We start from the raw sequence: 18,264 nt of genomic DNA, 5'->3' as shown, positions 1-18,264 counted from the left end.
TCACAGCATGGCAAGTCTTTCCATCCGTGACGTGTACAAGACCTACCCGAATGGGGTGCCGGTCCTGAAGGGTGTCAACATCGACATCGAAGATGGCCAGTTCCTGATCCTGGTGGGCGGCTCGGGCTGCGGTAAGTCGACGCTGCTCAACATGATCGCCGGTCTCGAGACCGTGACGAAGGGCGATATTCAGATCGACGGCAAGACGGTGAACAACCTGTCGCCGAAGGATCGCGACATCGCGATGGTGTTTCAGTCGTATGCACTGTATCCGTCGATGACGGTGCGTGAAAATATTTCGTTCGGCCTGGGTATCCGCAAGGTGCCCAAGACGGAGCAGGCGCAGATTGTCGATCGGGTTTCCAGCATGCTGCAGATTCAGCATTTGCTGGACCGGAAGCCGGGGCAACTCTCCGGTGGTCAGCGGCAGCGTGTGGCGATGGGACGTGCGCTGGCGCGCGACCCGGTGATGTTCCTGTTCGATGAGCCGCTGTCCAATCTGGATGCCAAGCTGCGGATTGAGATGCGCTCGGAAATCAAGCTGCTGCATCAGCGTCTTGGGACGACCATCGTTTATGTGACGCACGATCAGATCGAAGCTATGACGCTGGGCGATCGGATCGCGGTCATGAAAGACGGGGTGGTGCAGCAGTTTGGCGCACCGCAGGACATCTACGATTCGCCTTCCAACCTCTTCGTAGCCGGGTTTATTGGCGCGCCGCCGATGAACTTCATCCAGGGCAAGCTGGTTGAGCAAGGATCGGGCGTGGGCGTTGAGATTGATACCGGCATCAAGCGTAGCGTGCTGAATCTGCCGTTCACGTCGGCCAAGGTTAAGGCGCACGTCGGCAAGGAAGTTATCCTGGGTCTGCGGCCTGAGCGGATTACGGATGCTCGCAGTGCGCATAATGTCGAAGATGCGCAGTTGCAGCCGATCGAGGTCAAGGTCGATGTGATCGAGCCTACCGGGCCCGACACTTTGGTGTTTGCTCAGGTCAACGGTAAGCGCGTGGTGAGCCGCGTGCATCCGGCTTCGAATCCGCAACCGCTTAGCAACATGACGCTGCTGTTTGATGTTTCCAAGGCAGTGCTGTTTGATCCGGCTAATGAAGAGCGGATTGCGTAAGGGTTTTTCGCGGTAGGTTTAGCGAAGAAGAGAAAGGCCCCATGCGTCGGAAGACGTATGGGGCCTTTTTGCGACTGCTGCGAGTGTCCGCTTTCGAAAGATGCGATCGACGCTGATCCACTCACATGAGGCAGTTGGGATTCTCCACCGCAATCACACGCCGCAGCCGGATTTGGCCAACAGGTGCAAGGCAGGGACTCCGCTTGCGATCAGTGAGCTTCGCCAGCGGACGACGGTGCGCCCGATTGCGATCCCGTGCTGTCGCTGCCGCCGTAAGCCGCGTTCGCATTGCGCTGGGCGGCTTGACGCTCAGCCCGTTGAGCCCAGGCTTTTTGTACCTGCTGACCTTGCGGCGTAGCGCCCCAGTCGTAACCAACCGGGCCGGCAGGGCCGGTGCCGCCCGCGAAAGCAGGGGCGGCGATGGCGGTCGAAGCCGCGATCAGGACAGCGGCGATAAGTTTGGTGTTCATGAGATACCTCCAATAGATTTTCGGCGTTCGGGAGAAGCTGCGGAAGGAACCAGAACTTCGCGTCGCAGCACAGTCGAACGGAGTGTATACCCGTACTATTGGAATTTTATGTTGATAACCCGAATTTACTATTCTTCGAGGGACAACAATCTTGGGAGCGTTCGCGGACGGGCGTTTCAATGGGGCGCAATCGGTCCTTCGCAGGGCACACCAATGTATGCCGTAAAGTGAAAGAGTCTTGATCAGTTCTTCATGGGGTTCGCCCAGCGCTCCCTAATTCACGCCCGTTCCAGCCGCACGTCTGGCTTCACGCCATTCTGCCGGACCGACTTCATGCGGGAATCCTTGGCGCAAACAGCCGCTCCATGACTGAGCCAATCGAGCGCTGCAATGGCATCATCATCCGCGCTACCGCGCACCTTGGAGAACGTCTCGGCCACATCCTCGCCAGGTACAGCGCGCCGGATAGCCACCCCAACCGCAAGAATATCAATCATCACGAGATGCAAGATTCGCGAAACCATGGAGAGCTGCGACTCACGAACCTCAATATGATCCTTCTCCAGCGCCACGGTAGCGCGCCTGGCCAACGGCGTATTGCTTGACGTAATGGCAATCACCTGCGCTCCGGCCTGCATCGCGGCCTCCAGCACTCGTAGCAACTCTGGCTCACGCCCTGACTTCGACACGGCAACAATCACGTCGTCCTTCCCAAGCAGCGCCGCGGACGCCGCCTGCATGTACGGATCGCCATAAGCAATCGTAGGAATGCCAAACCGGAAGAACTTGTAGTGCGCATCCTGCGCGATGATGTTCGAGTTGCCGAGCCCGTAGAACTCGATCCGGCGCGCACCGCTCAACAGTTCGATTGCCCGCTCGACATGCTCGAAGTTCAAATGCTCACGCAACTGCAGAATCGACGAGATCGTGTTGTCCAGTACCTTCGCGCCAAAGTCCGTCACGGTGTCGCCCAGATGCACCTGGCTGTGACTCACAGGAATCGTTGCGGTCACTCCGGTCGCCAGCTTCAGCTTGAAATCGGACAATCTCGGCCAGCCTAGCGAGCGGCAGAAACGGATTACCGTCGACGGGCCCACGTCGGCCTTGCGTGCGATGTCGACGATCGGGTCGTTGATGATCGAACGTGGATGATTCAACGCCAGATCCGCCACGCGCCGCTCTGCGGACGTCAACGCGTCCCGCATCTGGCGGATGCGTTCGAACACCGCCGTCGAATTTCCGCCCGGGCGATTCGACAACTGTTCCGCCAGAATCGCCGAGACTCCGAGGAACGCCGAATACTCAGCGGTGATCACGTAAGTCGGCACGTCCTGCAGATACGCCTCGAAGCGGCCCTTCGCCTCGAAACGCTCACGGAACGACGAACGCGCAAAGAATTTGCCCAGCCGCGGCACCACGCCGCCGCCAATGTAGATGCCGCCCAGCGCGCCCAGCGTCACCGCCATGTTGCCGGCGAAGGTGCCGAGGATGCCGCAGAACACATTAACCGATTCCGCCGCCAGCGGTTCGCCCTCGAGCGCAAGCTTGACCACGTTGGCGGTGTCGAAGTTGGCGGGCACGCCTTTCTTGTCGCGTGCTGCCAGCGCCCTGTAAATGACTTCGATGCCGGGCCCCGCCGACACGCGCTCAAACGACACATGTGACCACTGCATGCGCGCATATTGCAGCACCAGATCTTCGCGCTCATCAACCGGTGCGAAGGTGGTGTGGCCGCCTTCGCTGCCGAGTGCTATCCAGCGGTCGGCAGTGGGAATCAGGCCACAGACGCCGAGATCCGTGCCGGGGGTCAGCAGTCCGATCACGCTGTTCGGGCGGCGTGCGCCGCCGCCCACCTGCACGCGTTGCGTGTCGGTCAGGCCTGGCAATGCCATCGCCAGCGCCGCGAAGTCGTTGACCACCAGCATGGTGTCGAAGCCCAGCTCGCGCCGTGTCGCTTCAATCGAAAAGGTCCATTCGTGATTGGTCATGCTGACATGGTCGCCGTCGACGGGATTCGCAATCGCGATCGCCGCGTGGCTTACGCGGCCAATCCTCAAGTCTTTGAGGTATTTCCTGATGACTTCGGCGACGCCCCGATAGTCGGCACAGGGGTAGATCCGCACCTGACAAATCTCTCCCGGCCCTGTCTCCAGCGCAAAGCGCGCGTCGGTGCCGCCGATGTCGGCTAGCAGCCTCGGTCCGTCAGCGTGCTGGCCCGCACCCGGGGCAGCATTACTTCTCACACCAGTAGGCATCGAGTCTCACTCCGTTGTCGTTTGCCAGCATTGAGATGGCATTTTTTTATGGCGCAGCGGCGGCGGTTTTCAGCACGCCGAGCTTGCGCGGTCCCGCAATCAACAGAAATAGACGACCCATTTGCCTCAGCGCGGACATCGACTGTCTTACACGCGCATGCGGCATTGACCCGGGACGTGCAACTACGAAACTGAACCGCTCGAGTTTGGTGGAGGCTTGGACTCCTCAGCAAATGGGGCAATGAAAAGGTCGAGCAAATCGTTCTGGATGTAGCTGAACCGGCGCGGCACGCTCGCCGGGCGGGCAATGATGGAGCGCTGATCTATCGCTCCGACAGCGGTTCCTGGTACATCGACATTAGCTACAGCGAACGGCCGGCCCACGCAGGCATCGAGCTGTCGGTCGACAGCCGGGAAGGCGGCTACGACAACACGCTGACTGAAACGATCAACGGCCTGTAGAAGGCGGAACTGATTCATCGTCGTGCGCCGTGAAAAACACGTGAGTCTGTTGGACTGGCGATGCCGGGATAGTTGGCCTTGCTCGACCACCCTCGGCTGATGGAGCCGCTCGGCTATATCTCGTCTGCAGAAGCTGAAGCAAACACTACTGACCTGCAACTCGGCAATCTTTCCGCTGGACCGATATCGACTTAAACCTATCAGCCTCCACCATTACCGGGCGTGGTTAAACTGAAATTCTGTATTTCAATTTGCGCATGTGGGTGTTGCTTTTGCCCTGTTCATGAACGAGCGGCACACAAAGATGAGGTGTGATTTGAGGTTCGTATAACGCGCATCAATGGGCATGCTACAGCAAATTGACCGCTGCTTATATTGGCGGTCTGTTGCATGGTTTTACTTGTTCGCTCGTAACCGCTCATCGTCATGTGAATTTTTGCAGAAAATGGTCAATATCATGATATTGAGCAAAAGACTTTTATCTATAATGATAATAATCGACAGCGTCGTGTTTTGCGAACTACATCTGCCTTTCTCCGAAAAATATCAAGTCCTTTACGCATAAGGCCTCCAGCCCGATTGACGTCCCGCGGGACTCGCCGAGTCGTATTAAATGGCGACCCGAAAGGTGTTTCGCGGCATAGCGAAGCCCTGATATGAGGATTGGTGGGGTGGAGCATTACTTATATTACCTGTTTGTTACGTTATTTTACTGAGCTGTGCATTATTGCCATTGTTTGAATAAATTTCCCATCGAAATTTCATTATCTGCATTAATCTCTTGCTGAGTGAGCGTTACTCTCATCGATTTTGAGTGTCAATAGTGACAATCCTTGTCGCTAGCCCCTGAGAACTTTAATTCCCTTGTTATATGAGGTTCTGGCACTTTTCGACGATCCGCTTACACGGATCAATATGGCAATTTCGCCACACCAGTCTGGCCGACGTCGATTTTTTTATCCGAGTCTCAGGTATTCTTGACAAATCAGTAGGCAAAGTACGAAAAGAAAGTAATTTGAAAGTAGTTTGACTACGCCGCGCCGGGGGGAGACCGGTCGACGCAAGATCCACGTGACGCAAAGATGGCCCCCAAGGCTATGGTCAGGACAACACACCAGGATCGTCTGACTGTCTCCCTCGTATGAGATGTCTGTTCGGCGCCTCCGGTGCCCGAGCACCATTAGTAGTACTTCCTGTTTTTTCTTTTTGATAAGGTATGGAGGAGACGATGAAAAAAGCTTTACTCGCCGCTGCGTTGATGTCGGCTGGCGTCATTGCCCACGCTCAAAGCAGCGTGACGCTGTTCGGCCGCCTTGATGCGGGCGTTGAATACATGAGCGGCATACCTAGTGCGACTGGCACGGGTTCCACGTCTCGCGTCAAACTGGAAAGCGGTGACTGGGGTACCAGCCTCTGGGGTATGAAGGGCGTGGAAGACCTGGGTGGCGGCTTGTCGGCGGTGTTCCACCTGGAAGGTTCTTTCAGCACAGCGACGGGCGCCCTCGGCGGCCCTAACAACCTCTTCAATCGTTATGCATTGGTTGGGATCCAGGACAACCAGGTCGGTACCCTGACCTTGGGTCGCGAGCTGACCCTCGATGGCGAGGACCTGTGGGCATATGACCCGTTCGCCCAGTCGTCGTGGTCGTCGGCATCGCTTGTGCGTGGCCGCAACTGGCAGGCTTCGAGCAACAACATCAATTTTGACTCGCAAACCTTCGGCGGCTTCGCTGCGCGCGTCCAGTACTCACTGGGTAACACAACGAACTTTAACGATGGCGCTACGGGCAACGGCGGTCAACTGAACAATGAAGGCCGTTCAGACGCTGTGGAGCTCAAGTACAACAACAGTCTTCTCCAGCTCCGCGCTGTGTATGACGAAGTTCGCAATGTGAACGGCGGCCTTGGCGACACAACCAACGGCGTGTGGGGCTCTTCGCGCGAATATATGGCTGGCGGCAACGTGATCCTGGGACCATTCACGCTGAACGCGATGTATGACGGCCTGCGTAGCTCGGGGGTGAGCGGCGCCCCGACTGGCATTCCGACGACAGCAAACCAGGAATACGGCGGTGTGACATGGCATGCTACGCCGGCCGCACAGCTGATTGCAGCCGTGTACCACGTCAATGCGAACAACGGCGCGGGCAATGCCACGATGTACACCATCGGCGGTTCGTACAACCTCTCGAAGCGCACGTTGCTTGACGTCCAGGTGGCTACCGTGCGTAACAGCAACAACGCTGACTTCAGCCTTGAAGCCAACCTCCCGGGCAATTCGGATAACCCGCTCCCAGGTCACAGCCAGAGCGGCGTGTACGCCGGTATTGAACACTCATTCTGATTGACCCGTGTCAATATAAGACCCGAGAGGAATCACGACGAATCATGATAAAAGGAGAAGCTAAATGAAAGCATTCCAGGTGATCAAGGCCATCAGCGGCGCGCTCATCGTAATGGCCTCGCTCAACGCCTATGCGCAAAGCAGCGATGCGACGGCGGCGCCCGCCATGTCAGCTGCCCCGAGCGCCAAGGCGACCAGGGCTTCCAACCGGGCTCTGCAACGCAAGGTGCTTAAGGCACTGGCCAAGGCGAAGGGCTTGACCGCTGAAAACATCACGGTCCGTGCACGCGGCGGTGTCGTGACGTTAGAAGGTCGGGTGTCCGATCAAGGGCAAAGCGACATTGCTACGCAAACCGCTCAAGGCGTGGCGGGCGTGACGTCGGTGACCAACGCACTGCAGGTCCGCGAACAGTAAGCCTGCCTGAAACCGGGCACAACCCTGCATGCCAGAGGGTTGTGCCCGTTTCAATTCGGACGTGTGCAAAGACTGCGTTCGCTTCAACTCCCCAACTTGTTCGGATCCCGCCAGGCCCGTTCGAACGGTAGTCGCCACGCCCGCGGCGCGACGAGCTGATGAATAGCGTTCGGCCCCCACGACCCCGGTGAATAGAACCGGACAGGCGGTGGAGATTCCAGCAACGCGGTCGACACTTGCCACAAGCGCTCGATGCCCTCAGCGGTTGTGAACAGCGTACGGTCGCCTCGCATGGCATCAAGAATCAGCCGCTCGTACGCCTCAAGCACGTCGCCAATCATCCCCGTGTCACGCATGGCAAACTGCAGGCTCAGCTTGTCCAGCCGCATCCCGGGACCCGGCCGCTTGCCATAGAACGACAGCGACATCTTCGACGCATCCGCCAGGTCGAACGTCAAATGATCCGGTCCCTGGGAACCGACACCAGACCCGGCGGGAAACATGCTCTTGGGCGGTTCGCGAAATGCGATGGAAATGATTCGTTGTCCTTCAGCAAGCCGCTTCCCGGTACGGAGATAGAACGGCACACCGGCCCAACGCCAATTGTCGATAGAGCACTTCAACGCAATGAATGTCTCCGTCTCCGACTCAGGACTAACACCTTCCTCGGCCCGATACCCGGTGTATTGCCCTCGCACGACATCGGAGGGTTGAATCGGCAACATACTGCGAAACACCTTGTTCTTTTCCTCGCTGATCGGCGCTGGTTCGAGCGAGGTCGGAGGCTCCATCGCCATGAACGCGAGGATCTGGAACAGATGCGTGACCACCATGTCGCGAAACGCCCCGGTCTGCTCATAGAACCCTGCGCGCTTGCCGAGCCCGAGCGTCTCGGGCACGTCGATCTGCACGTGGTCGATAAAGTTGCGATTCCAGATAGGTTCGAATAGCCCATTCGCAAAGCGGAACGCGAGGATGTTTTGCGCCGGCTCTTTCCCCAGGAAGTGGTCGATGCGGAAGATCTGCTCTTCTTCGAACACTTCGTGCAGCCTGGCATTCAACGACACCGAGCTTGCCAGATCGGTCCCAAACGGCTTTTCCATAATGATCCGGGAACGCTCGACCAGTCCCGCGTCCTTGAGCATCCCCACTGCGGACAAAGCCGCGTTTGGCGGCACGCTCAGATAGTGCAGCCGCTGGCATTGAGCTTCGAGGCTTTGTTCGGCGCGTTCAACCGCGACCTTGAGCGCCTCGGCACCTGCGGCCAGCGACAGATAGTCGAGATGCGCGGAAAAGGTCTCCCATTCCGCCTCGACGATCGGGCGACTGGAAAACTCTTCGAGCGCTTCCCGTGCAATACGGCGAAAGTCATCCAGCGTGATGTCATCGAGCGCGACCGCAATCACCCGGCAGCCGGGAATGAAGCCCGCACTCGCCAGATGGAACAAACCGGGCAAGAGCTTGCGTCGCGCCAGATCGCCGGTGGCGCCGAAGAGGACGACTACTTGGGGAAACCGCGGACCCACTCCTGGGGAGATCTTCGCCATCGTGCTGATCCTTGTTGGTTAGCGACGTCAAACGGAAGGGCGATGCGCCAGGGCGAAGCCCCGCTGGATTTCAGCAAGCAATTCTACGCGGCGAAAAGTTAAAAGAGCCGCCCGGGCACGGGCGGATTCGCCAAAAACGCGCGAGGCTTTCGCGCTTCGAGCATTCCGTAGCCGCGAGGCACAGTGAAGTCAGGCTGGCGTATACCCCATTGCAACGATTTTTTTCCCGTGAAACACTTCTGTCCATCTGCTGTGTCGGACTGTTATCCGATATACCAGACAAATGAATTCTGGCGTGCGATTGCCTTTGAGCTCCTCGATTGGGGCGCGCCGCGAAGGCGAGGCTGATCGCCGTTTCCGTCCATGCGTGGACTTCTCACTTCAGATCGGGATTGAAAAATGAGAATCGTCAGGGAAAGCGCAAGAGTCGCGTGTTTGCTCGCAGTGGCCGGTCTGATGGTGTTCGCCGGCTGCACGAAAATCGCCCAGTCAGATCAGGGCGGCGCGGCCGATTCGGCGCTCAAGCAGGTTCTGCAGCGCGGCACCCTGCGCGTAGGCGACTGTTTGACCTTTGCACCATTCGGCTTCTACAACAAGGACGGCCAGCCCGACGGTTACGACGTTGACCTCGCGAAAGAACTGGCCAAGCAGATGGGCGTCAAGCTCGAAGTCGTGAATACGACGAGTGCCAATCGCATTCCGAATCTGCAAACGAGCAAGGTCGACGTGGTGTTCTGCAACTTCACCCGCAACCTCGAGCGCGCCAAGGAAATCTCCTTTACGAACCCGTATGTGGTGGCGAGCGAAGCGCTGCTGGTGAAGAAAAGCAGCGGCATCAAGTCCATTGCCGATATGTCGAATCGCACGATTGCCACCGTCAAAGGCTCGACGAACGGTGATGAAGTGCGCTCGTTGAACATGCAGGTCAAGATTCAGGAGTTCGACAGCTCGGAGGCCGCGATCCTGGCGGTCAAGCAAGGCCAGGCCGACGCCATGATCGAGGACAACAACTTCCTCGCGTATCAGGCAACGCTCGATCCGGATCTGACCGTGACCAACGAAGCATTGGTGCCGCTCGAATACAACGCGTTCGGCGTCAAGCAGGGAGATCAGGTCTGGCTCGATTATCTGAACCTGTTCCTGTTCAACACCAACGCCTCCAAGCTGAACGCGCAGCTTTACAAGAAGTGGTTCGGCACAGATCCGCGCTTCCCGCTGAATCCGCAGTATTGAATCCGCGCGTGCTCCACGTCGGCTCAACGTCGTCTCAAGGACGGAGGAACCATGAGCTATGAATGGCTGACCCTTGCGGGTTACTGGAACGATTTTGTTCGAGCGGCGTGGTTGACGCTTCAGATCACGCTGCTGGCCTTCATCCTCGCGATGCTGCTCGGCTTGCTGACCGCGCTGGCGAGCGCATCGCGCGTCGGACTGTTGCGCGCGATCGCAAGTGTCTATATCGAAGCGATCCGCAATACGCCAGTACTGCTACAGATATTCATCGTGTTCTTTGGGTTGCCATCGCTCGGGGTTACGCTGAATGCCTATACGGCGGGCGTTATTGCGTTGGGCGTGAACGTCGGCGCATACCTCGCCGAGGTGTTTCGTGCGGGCATTCAGTCGGTGCCGCGCGGTCAACTGGAAGCTGCGTCGATTCTCGGCTTGGGGCGCTCGCAGATCTTTGTAGAAGTGATTTTGCCGCAGGCCGCGCGTGCCGTTTTTCCGGCGATCGTCAATAACCTGATTCAACTGCTGCTCGGCACGTCGCTTCTGTCGGCGATTGCGTTGCCGGAGTTGAGCGGGACGGCGACGGTGATCAACGCACGCACGCTGCTCTATCTCCAGACCTTCACGATCACGTTGATCGCCTATCTGGTGTTGAGCGGCGTGCTGTCGTGGATCGCAGGCCAGATCGGCACGCGTGTTTTCCATCCTCCGCTGGTCATGACGAAACGCTCGCGTCGCCCATTCTTTATGGCGCGGCAAAGCGATCGCACTTGAGCGCGCAACCAGGAGACCGGACATGTCAAGCGAATTGCTAACCACGAGCCTCGCGATCCTGATTCAGGGGCTGGTGGCAACATTGCTGCTATCTGTGGCGTCGATTATTGGCGGAACACTGATTGGACTGCTCGCAGCCGTACTGCGGTCATTCGGACCGTGGGGGACGCCGCGCGTTGCCAGGCTCTATACCGAACTGTTTCGCGGTACACCTGTGCTGATCACGCTGATGTTTATCTATTTCGGCGTGTCGTATTTCGGCTATGCGATCGATGTCTTTGCAGCAGGCGTGGTGGGCCTGAGCGTCTATCAAGGTGCCTACATTGCCGAGATATTCCGCTCCGGCATCGAAGCCGTGCCCAAAGGACAGTGGGAAGTCTCGCAGATCCTCGGGCTCAGCAAGACGCAGGCGTTCTTTTCGGTGGTTCTGCCGCAGACCGGAAAGATCGTGATGCCGCCGCTCATTGGTCAGTATCTATCGCTTATCAAGGACACGTCGATCGTCAGCATGATCGGCATGTCGGAGTTGATGCATGCGGGTCAGGCTATTGTCGATCGGGTTGGCAAACCGGTTGAAATCTATGGACTCGTTGCCGTGCTTTATTTCGTTGTGTGCTTCCCACTGTCGCAGTGGGTGCGCCACCATGATCGAAGAAGGAGCCTGTTGTCATGACCGCTACTATCTCTACCACCGCTTCTGCTGCGTCCAGGCCGATCATCAATCTGACTGGCGTCAGCAAGTCCTTTGGTGCCACGCAGGTGCTCAAGGAGATCAACCTGGATGTGCGGCCGGGTGAGGTGCTCGTGCTGATCGGCGCATCAGGGTCCGGAAAGAGCACGGTGCTGCGCATCATGAGTGGTCTGGAAACGGCCGACGCCGGCGAAGTCTGGGTCAACGAAGTGCCGCTGCACGACGCGCGTCGCGCCAAGGAAATCCGCGGGCACGTGGGTATGGTGTTTCAGCAATTCAACCTGTTTCCCCACAAGACTGCGCTCGGCAACGTTACGCTTGCGCTGATCAAGGCGCGCAAGATGAGCCAGACGGATGCGCGCAAACGCGCGATCGATGCCCTCGATCGTGTGGGCCTCGCCGATCGCGCCGATCACTATCCGAGCCAGCTCTCCGGCGGCCAGCAGCAGCGGGTGGCGATCGCCCGGGCGCTGGCGGTCGAGCCGGGCATCATGTTCTTCGACGAAGCCACTTCCGCACTCGACCCGGAACTGGTCGGCGAGGTGACGGAGGTCATGCGCGGCTTGGCGCGCGACGGTATGACGATGGTCGTCGTCACGCACGAGATGGGCTTTGCGCGCAAAACCGCCGACCGCGTCGTGTTCATGGACAAAGGAGTGATAGCGGAGCAGGGCGCGCCTGAGGATATCTTCGTGAACCCGCAGAATGATCGCACCCGGCAGTTCCTGCATCGCGTGCTCGACCATTGACCATTCACCGTGCGCTAAACTGCGAACCCTATCGCCGACGGAGTTGAAGGAATGTCAGCACCAGAGTCATCGAGAGCGCGAGGCGTTGACCGCGTCGTCGGTATTCTCAAGCAATTGCATATCGCGCGCCGTCCGATGACGATGCGCGAACTGATCGAAGCGACTGGCGCGCCGCGCTCGAGCATTTACGAACTGGTCACGATTCTCACGGAAGCGGGGTGGCTCGAGATAGCGGCCGACGGTAGCGTATTTTTCGGTCGCGAGATGCATTACTACGGCGCCGACTACGCGGTGCATAACGATCTGATCAGCCGTGCTCATCAGACGATCCTCGCGCTCGTCAGGAACCACGACGAGACCGCGCAGTTGTGCATGCTCGAGGGCAACAAGTACACCGTGGTGCTGTCGGAGAATAGCTCGCGGCCGTTCAACATCAGCTCGGACATCGGCGTGAAGGTTCCGATTCCGTGGACCGCGACGGGTCGATTGCTGGTCGGACATCTGCGTCCGGACGAGATTCGCGCGCTGATTCCGGACGAGGACTTTGTCCTCGACAACGGCAGCCGGGTTGAATTCGGGGATTTCCTGCGGGACGTCGAAAAGGCCGCCGAACAGGGCTACTGTTGTACCGAAGGACTGTCGCACACCTTTCGATACTGCATGGCAGCGCCGATACGCGACCGGACCGGTCTGCCGGTCGCTGCGCTTTGCTTCATGACGAGCCGCGATACGGCGCCGGAAAAACGCACCACGATGCTGGAAGATCTGATCCGATCGTCGAAAGCGCTCTCGCAGCCTTATGTTCGTATGTAGATGCGAGTGAAGTTACTCTCGCATGACTTGGCTCAGTGCGGCAACCGTACGTTGAACTTAAACGTGGCGAGTCTCGTGAGCAGGATGAACGCGGTGGCGATCAGTACGCTGTAGACCGTATCGAAGTTGAAGTAATCGAGCAGTAGATACAGCCAGCATCCAAGAAACGCGCAGGTCGCATAGGGTCTTGAATCGCGCAGAATCAGCGGCACTTCGTTGCAGACCACGTCGCGGATCACGCCGCCGAACACGCCCGTCAGGACACCCAGCATCACCGATGTGAACCAGGGCATCTGCGCATCGAGCGCCAACGATGTGCCGGAGATGCTAAAAAGGCCAAGCCCGATTGCATCCGCCACCAGTAGCACGCGCTCGGACAGCAGCTTCGACGTCATCTTCAACAACGTCGGCGCGAACAGCGACATCACGAAGATCGCTATCACGTACGGCTGATGCTCGACCCAGTAGAACGGCCTGCGCTCCAGCAGCACATCGCGTACGGTCCCGCCGCCAAATGCAGTTGCCATCGCCACAAGAAATGTTCCGACGGCATCGAGCCGTCGCGTCCGTGCCTCAATAAAACCGGAGATGGCATAGGCGAAAATCGCCAGCGCCTCCATGATGCCAAGCGCGAGGGTCAGCCTCGGATGCATTGATAAAGCCCTGTCACGGTTTGGAGTGAGCGGCCTGCGCGCCCGGTTGCAGCAGCACGAGCACGGCGCCTGCGCCGCCGTCATGCGCCCTTGCCTGGCAGAACGCGATGACTTCTTCTTTTTGTACCAGCCACGCCCGCACTTTGCCCTTCAACACCGGCTCCTTGCCGATAGACCCAAGCCCCTTCCCATGAATCACGCGCAGGCAACGCAGTCCGCGTTTGACCGACTCACGAATAAACTCAGCCAGCGCCTCACGTGCCTCGTCGCGACGCATTCCATGCAGATCCAGTTGAGCTTGCACGATCCACGCCCCGCGCCTTAGTTTGCGCACGACCTCCTGACTCACTCCAGGTCGGCAATAGGAAAGCGTCTCATCGGTCTCGAGCAAGACCTCAGGATCGAACTCATCCGAAATCGCTTCGTGCAGCACGGCCTCTTCATCCAGCTTTGTCTGCACCGGCATCGGCGATGGAGGCGTGCGTGTCGGTGGCACCCTGGCCGGCACCACCAAGGGTGCCACGGCGCCCACTTCCCGCCGGAACAGATCGGCATCCGCCGACGCCTCCCGCTGAGCTTGCGCCGCCGCCGCGCGCTCGCGTTCACGCCGCTCGGCATCGCCTTTCAGCGCGGCACGCAAGGCGCCCAAACCGGCAAGCCCAGCCGCCGGCTCGATCACCGGTTTGGACGGCGCAACTGGCGCAGGCGTCGGCTCAACAGCGGCCGCGCGTGGGCGTTTAGGTTCGCTAGGGTGGGGCAGATTCTTTGCCATAACGGTGACACGGTGGAAAGTCGATCGTCGCGTGAGGCCATCGCGCGTCTCGCAGTGCATCTGATGCTCGAAGCAACCGACCGCACGGCCGCGACACGGCGCAAAAGCAAAAGGGCCGCCAGCTTGCCAGCCGCGGCCCTTCGTATGCTGCCAGCGGTATCCGGTAAGCGTTCAGGCCCGAGGCCTGCTGCCATTTTACCTTTGCCGCTTCATCAAGCCGGCGTGCTTGCCCGGCTTGATCGCCATCGCCCCGTTTAACGCTCTGCTTCGGCGCTCATTGCGTGCTCGCCGGCCATTTCATCAATGGTCTCGAGGTAACGCTGGGCGTCCAGTGCAGCCATACAACCCGTACCGGCGCTGGTAATCGCCTGGCGGTACACGTGGTCCTGCACGTCGCCGGCGGCAAACACGCCCGGCACGCTGGTGCCCGTCGCGTTGCCCGACAATCCGCCATTGGTGATGATGTAGCCGTTCTTCATCTCCAGTTGACCTTCGAAGATATCGGTATTCGGCTTGTGACCGATCGCGACAAACAGGCCTTGCAGCGCGAGATCCGTCGCTTCGCCGGTCTTTGTATCCTTGATGCGCAGACCGGTCACGCCCGACTGATCGCCAGTCACTTCGTCCAGCACGTGGTTCCATTTGATGTCGACGAGGCCTTCCTTCTGCTTGGCCAGCAGACGGTCGATCAGGATCGGCTCGGCGCGGAACTTGTCGCGGCGATGGATCACCGTCACCTTTTTAGCGATGCCGGAGAGGTAGAGGGCTTCCTCGACCGCGGTATTGCCGCCGCCGATCACCGCTACATGCTGCTGCTTGTAGAAGAAGCCGTCGCAGGTTGCGCAGGCCGACACGCCTTTGCCCATGAACGCCTCTTCCGACGGCAGGCCAAGGTACTGCGCCGACGCGCCGGTCGCGATGATCAGCGAGTCACAGGTGTATTCAGCCGAGTCGCCAATCAGGCGGATCGGCTTCTCGTCGAGCTTCGCCGTGTGGATGTGGTCGAAGATGATTTCGGTGTTGAAGCGCTCGGCGTGCTCCAGGAAACGCGTCATCAGTTCCGGGCCCTGCACGCCGTTTGCGTCTGCGGGCCAGTTTTCGACGTCCGTCGTGGTCATCAGTTGGCCGCCTTGGGCCAGACCCGTGACGAGGACCGGATTCAGGTTCGCGCGCGCCGCATAGACGGCGGCCGTGTAGCCTGCGGGGCCGGAACCGAGAATCAGGACTTTGGCGTGTTTCGTGGTGGATGCGGGCATGATCGGAATCCGTTAAAAGCGCCCGGCTCGCCCATGCGAGGCCGCGCGACTACAGCTGAACGTGAGCTGAAACTGTAGATGGGTATCAGACCAGCATTATAAAGGGCGGGCCGCAGGGCTGCTTCATGAAGCTTCCTGATCGTTCCGATAGCCTGTTGCGGCAGTTTTGGCCCGAAAACCACGCTGCCCGGCAGCAGTTACCGTCATTTACAGCCTTGTGCGCGACACTACGTTTACAATAGCCCGGATCGAACGACCCGGCGGCCACGACCGGGCGCCCAGCACCGCCTGGGGGCGCGCATTTGGGCCGCACCCGCAACAGGATCAATGGCAAAAGCTCCTTATTCCGCGAGCGCGCAGGCATTGCCCCACCGCATGTCGCGCCTCTTCACCGAAATCCGCTGGATCCTGCAGGTCGCGCTTGGCGTTTTCCTGCTGATGGCGCTCGTCAGCTACAGCCGGCACGACCCGAGCTGGACGCATGCTGCCCAGGTCGACCGTATAGCCAACTGGGCCGGCCGGGTCGGCGCCTGGACCTCCGATATTCTTCTCCTGCTGTTCGGCCTGTCCGCCTACTGGTGGGTGGTGCTGCTCGGCCGCAGCATCTCGGCCAACTACCGGCGCATCACCCGTCACGAAGAACTCAACGAGGACAAGCCACGTGATGCGAGCTGGCTCGCCGAGGTATTCGCTTTCGTTCTGGTCCTGCTCGCTAGCGACGGCATCGAAGCGCTGCGTATGTGGTCCCTCAAGGTGCAGTTGCCTCGCGCGCCGGGCGGCGTGATTGGTGAGGCGGTGGCTCGGGGCGTTTCGCACGCGCTCGGCTTCACGGGCGGCACGCTGGCGCTGATCGTGGCGCTGGCCATCGGTTTATCGCTGTATTTTCGTTTTTCGTGGCTTTCCGTGGCTGAACGGGTCGGCGAATCGATCATCTCTGCCGTCACGTTTGCCCGTCTGCGCCGCGAGGCTGGCCGCGACCGCAAGCTGGGCGAGGCCGCCGCCGTGAAGCGTGAGGGCAAGGTGGAGCAGGGTCGCGTGCGCATCGAAGAGCACGAGCCGGTCATGATCGTGCCGCCGGTGGTCACGCCGGCCAAGTCCGAGCGCGTCGAGAAAGAACGTCAGGTGCCGCTGTTTACCGATCTGCCAGGCGACTCGACACTGCCGCCCATCTCGCTGCTCGACCCCGCGCCGGCCGCACAGGAAACCATTTCGCCCGATACGCTCGAGTTCACCTCGCGTCTGATCGAGAAGAAGCTGAAGGATTTCGGCGTCGAAGTGAGTGTGGTGGCGGCTTATCCAGGCCCGGTTGTTACGCGCTACGAAATCGAGCCGGCCACTGGTGTGAAGGGCAGCCAGATCGTCAATCTGGCGAAGGACCTGGCGCGGTCGCTGTCGCTGGTGTCGATCCGTGTGGTCGAAACGATTCCCGGCAAGAATTTTATGGCGCTGGAGTTGCCGAACCAGCGCCGGCAGACCGTCAGCCTCTCCGAGATTCTCGGCTCGGCTGTGTACGCGGACGCTGCTTCGCCGCTCACCATGGGCCTCGGCAAGGACATCGGCGGCAAGCCGGTGTGCGCCGATCTTGCCAAGATGCCTCACTTGCTGGTGGCGGGCACAACCGGCTCGGGCAAGTCCGTCGGCATCAACGCGATGATCCTCTCGCTGCTCTACAAGGCGAGCGCCGAGCAGGTCCGGATGATCCTGATCGACCCGAAGATGCTGGAAATGAGCGTCTACGAAGGCATTCCGCATCTGCTGTGTCCGGTAGTTACGGACATGCGTCAGGCCGGTCATGCGCTGAACTGGGCCGTTGCGGAAATGGAGCGCCGCTACAAGCTGATGAGCAAGCTTGGCGTGCGTAATCTCGCCGGCTACAACAACAAGATCGACGAAGCGGCCAAGCGCGAAGAAAAGCTGCCGAATCCGTTCAGCCTGACGCCGGACGAACCCGAACCGCTCACGCGCCTGCCGAATATCGTTGTCGTGATCGACGAACTGGCCGACCTGATGATGGTGGTCGGCAAGAAGGTCGAGGAACTGATCGCGCGGATCGCGCAGAAGGCGCGGGCGGCCGGCATCCACCTGATTCTGGCGACGCAGCGGCCTTCGGTCGACGTCATCACCGGCCTGATCAAGGCCAACGTGCCGACGCGGATGGCCTTCCAGGTGTCGTCGAAGATCGACTCCCGGACGATTCTCGATCAGCAGGGCGCCGAATCGCTGCTCGGCATGGGCGACATGCTCTACCTGCCGCCTGGCAGCGGCCTGCCGGTGCGCGTGCACGGCGCGTTTGTGTCCGATGAGGAAGTGCACCGCGTCGTCGAGAAACTCCGGGAACAGGGCGAGCCGAACTATATCGAGGGCATTCTCGAAGGTGGAGTGACCAGCGACGGCGACGAAGGATCTGCAGGCGCCGAGGGAACTGGCGCGGGCGGCGGCGAGTCGGACCCTCTGTACGATCAGGCGGTGGAAGTCGTTATCAAGAATCGCCGTGCGTCGATTTCGCTGGTGCAGCGGCATTTGCGTATCGGCTATAACCGCGCAGCGCGCCTGCTCGAGCAGATGGAGCAATCCGGGCTCGTGTCCGCGATGTCGTCGAACGGCAATCGCGAGATTCTCACCCCGGCGCGCGAAGCCGAGTAGGCGGCCTCACCCGCGTGGTCCGCTTAGGGAACATCTTAGATGAACATTCAAGTGGCCCACGCCCCAA

Annotated in this window: 15 protein-coding genes and 2 pseudogenes; 10 read left to right on the top strand and 7 right to left on the bottom strand. The window is 59.6% G+C overall.

Annotated elements, in window-relative coordinates:
- Nucleotides 1–7: 7 nt before the first annotated feature.
- On the top strand, nt 8–1,126 hold the full coding sequence (locus P3T24_RS31425; protein ID WP_429440601.1) for an ABC transporter ATP-binding protein: 1,119 nt from the start codon (nt 8–10) through the stop codon (nt 1,124–1,126).
- A 209-nt stretch (nt 1,127–1,335) separates the two neighbouring features.
- On the opposite strand, the gene P3T24_RS31420 is transcribed toward P3T24_RS31425, so the two are convergent.
- The 3 genes and pseudogenes from P3T24_RS31420 to P3T24_RS31410 all read right to left on the bottom strand — a co-directional run.
- The gene (locus P3T24_RS31420; RefSeq protein WP_074263623.1) at nt 1,336–1,596 is read right to left on the bottom strand and encodes a hypothetical protein; all 261 of its coding nucleotides are present in this window, start codon (nt 1,594–1,596) and stop codon (nt 1,336–1,338) included.
- A 278-nt stretch (nt 1,597–1,874) separates the two neighbouring features.
- Nucleotides 1,875–3,851 (bottom strand): bifunctional transcriptional regulator/glucokinase, encoded by a 1,977-nt coding sequence (locus P3T24_RS31415; protein ID WP_429440599.1) that lies wholly within the window; start codon nt 3,849–3,851, stop codon nt 1,875–1,877.
- Nucleotides 3,829–4,068: pseudogene (locus tag P3T24_RS31410) on the bottom strand (6-phosphogluconolactonase); the annotation flags it as partial. The gene P3T24_RS31415 and the pseudogene P3T24_RS31410, both read right to left, overlap by 23 nt.
- Nucleotides 4,069–4,112: 44 nt before the next feature.
- Between P3T24_RS31410 and P3T24_RS31405 the strand changes: the two are divergent.
- The 3 genes and pseudogenes from P3T24_RS31405 to P3T24_RS31395 form a co-directional block, all read left to right on the top strand.
- Nucleotides 4,113–4,508 (top strand): annotated as a pseudogene (locus P3T24_RS31405) (IS3 family transposase); the annotation flags it as partial.
- 1,033 nt (nt 4,509–5,541) lie between these two features.
- On the top strand, nt 5,542–6,657 hold the full coding sequence (locus P3T24_RS31400) for a porin (protein ID WP_074263626.1): 1,116 nt from the start codon (nt 5,542–5,544) through the stop codon (nt 6,655–6,657).
- Between the two features lie 64 nt (nt 6,658–6,721).
- Nucleotides 6,722–7,072, top strand: a complete 351-nt coding sequence (locus tag P3T24_RS31395; protein WP_074263627.1) for a BON domain-containing protein — start codon at nt 6,722–6,724, stop codon at nt 7,070–7,072.
- A gap of 83 nt (nt 7,073–7,155) precedes the next feature.
- On the opposite strand, the gene zwf is transcribed toward P3T24_RS31395, so the two are convergent.
- Entirely contained in the window at nt 7,156–8,619 is a 1,464-nt protein-coding gene (gene zwf, locus P3T24_RS31390; RefSeq protein WP_217272799.1) for a glucose-6-phosphate dehydrogenase, read from the bottom strand.
- A 399-nt stretch (nt 8,620–9,018) separates the two neighbouring features.
- On the opposite strand from zwf, the gene P3T24_RS31385 reads away from it, so the two are divergent.
- From P3T24_RS31385 to P3T24_RS31365, 5 genes are read left to right on the top strand one after another with little or no spacing between them, the layout of a single operon-like run.
- Nucleotides 9,019–9,852, top strand: coding sequence for a transporter substrate-binding domain-containing protein (locus tag P3T24_RS31385; RefSeq protein ID WP_074263629.1), 834 nt, complete (start codon nt 9,019–9,021; stop codon nt 9,850–9,852).
- Nucleotides 9,853–9,903: 51 nt separating this feature from the next.
- Nucleotides 9,904–10,620 carry an amino acid ABC transporter permease gene (locus P3T24_RS31380; protein ID WP_074263630.1) on the top strand — a complete coding sequence of 239 codons (717 nt, stop codon included), beginning with the start codon at nt 9,904–9,906 and terminating at the stop codon, nt 10,618–10,620.
- Between the two features lie 22 nt (nt 10,621–10,642).
- Nucleotides 10,643–11,293: an amino acid ABC transporter permease gene (locus P3T24_RS31375; protein ID WP_429440598.1), complete on the top strand. Its 651-nt coding sequence runs from the start codon at nt 10,643–10,645 to the stop codon at nt 11,291–11,293.
- Complete coding sequence (locus P3T24_RS31370; RefSeq protein ID WP_429440597.1) at nt 11,290–12,060, top strand: amino acid ABC transporter ATP-binding protein; 771 nt, start codon at nt 11,290–11,292, stop codon at nt 12,058–12,060. The genes P3T24_RS31375 and P3T24_RS31370 overlap by 4 nt, the downstream gene beginning before the upstream one ends.
- A gap of 51 nt (nt 12,061–12,111) precedes the next feature.
- Entirely contained in the window at nt 12,112–12,873 is a 762-nt protein-coding gene (locus P3T24_RS31365) for an IclR family transcriptional regulator (RefSeq protein ID WP_429440595.1), read from the top strand.
- A gap of 32 nt (nt 12,874–12,905) precedes the next feature.
- Here the strand turns inward: P3T24_RS31365 and P3T24_RS31360 are convergent, their stop codons facing one another.
- The 3 genes from P3T24_RS31360 to trxB all read right to left on the bottom strand — a co-directional run bounded on the left by P3T24_RS31360 (nt 12,906) and on the right by trxB (nt 15,554).
- The gene (locus tag P3T24_RS31360) at nt 12,906–13,526 is read right to left on the bottom strand and encodes a trimeric intracellular cation channel family protein (RefSeq protein WP_074263633.1); all 621 of its coding nucleotides are present in this window, start codon (nt 13,524–13,526) and stop codon (nt 12,906–12,908) included.
- Nucleotides 13,527–13,539: 13 nt separating this feature from the next.
- Entirely contained in the window at nt 13,540–14,298 is a 759-nt protein-coding gene (locus tag P3T24_RS31355; protein WP_429409212.1) for a Smr/MutS family protein, read from the bottom strand.
- Nucleotides 14,299–14,552: 254 nt separating this feature from the next.
- Entirely contained in the window at nt 14,553–15,554 is a 1,002-nt protein-coding gene (gene trxB / locus P3T24_RS31350; RefSeq protein WP_074263634.1) for a thioredoxin-disulfide reductase, read from the bottom strand.
- A gap of 327 nt (nt 15,555–15,881) precedes the next feature.
- Between trxB and P3T24_RS31345 the strand changes: the two genes are divergently transcribed.
- Nucleotides 15,882–18,197: a DNA translocase FtsK gene (locus tag P3T24_RS31345; protein ID WP_074263635.1), complete on the top strand. Its 2,316-nt coding sequence runs from the start codon at nt 15,882–15,884 to the stop codon at nt 18,195–18,197.
- The last annotated feature ends 67 nt before the right edge of the window (nt 18,198–18,264 follow it).

The organism is Paraburkholderia sp. GAS33, assembly GCF_050436645.1.
Taxonomy (GTDB): domain Bacteria; phylum Pseudomonadota; class Gammaproteobacteria; order Burkholderiales; family Burkholderiaceae; genus Paraburkholderia; species Paraburkholderia phenazinium_B.
This window is presented reverse-complemented; position numbering and strand designations above follow the sequence as displayed.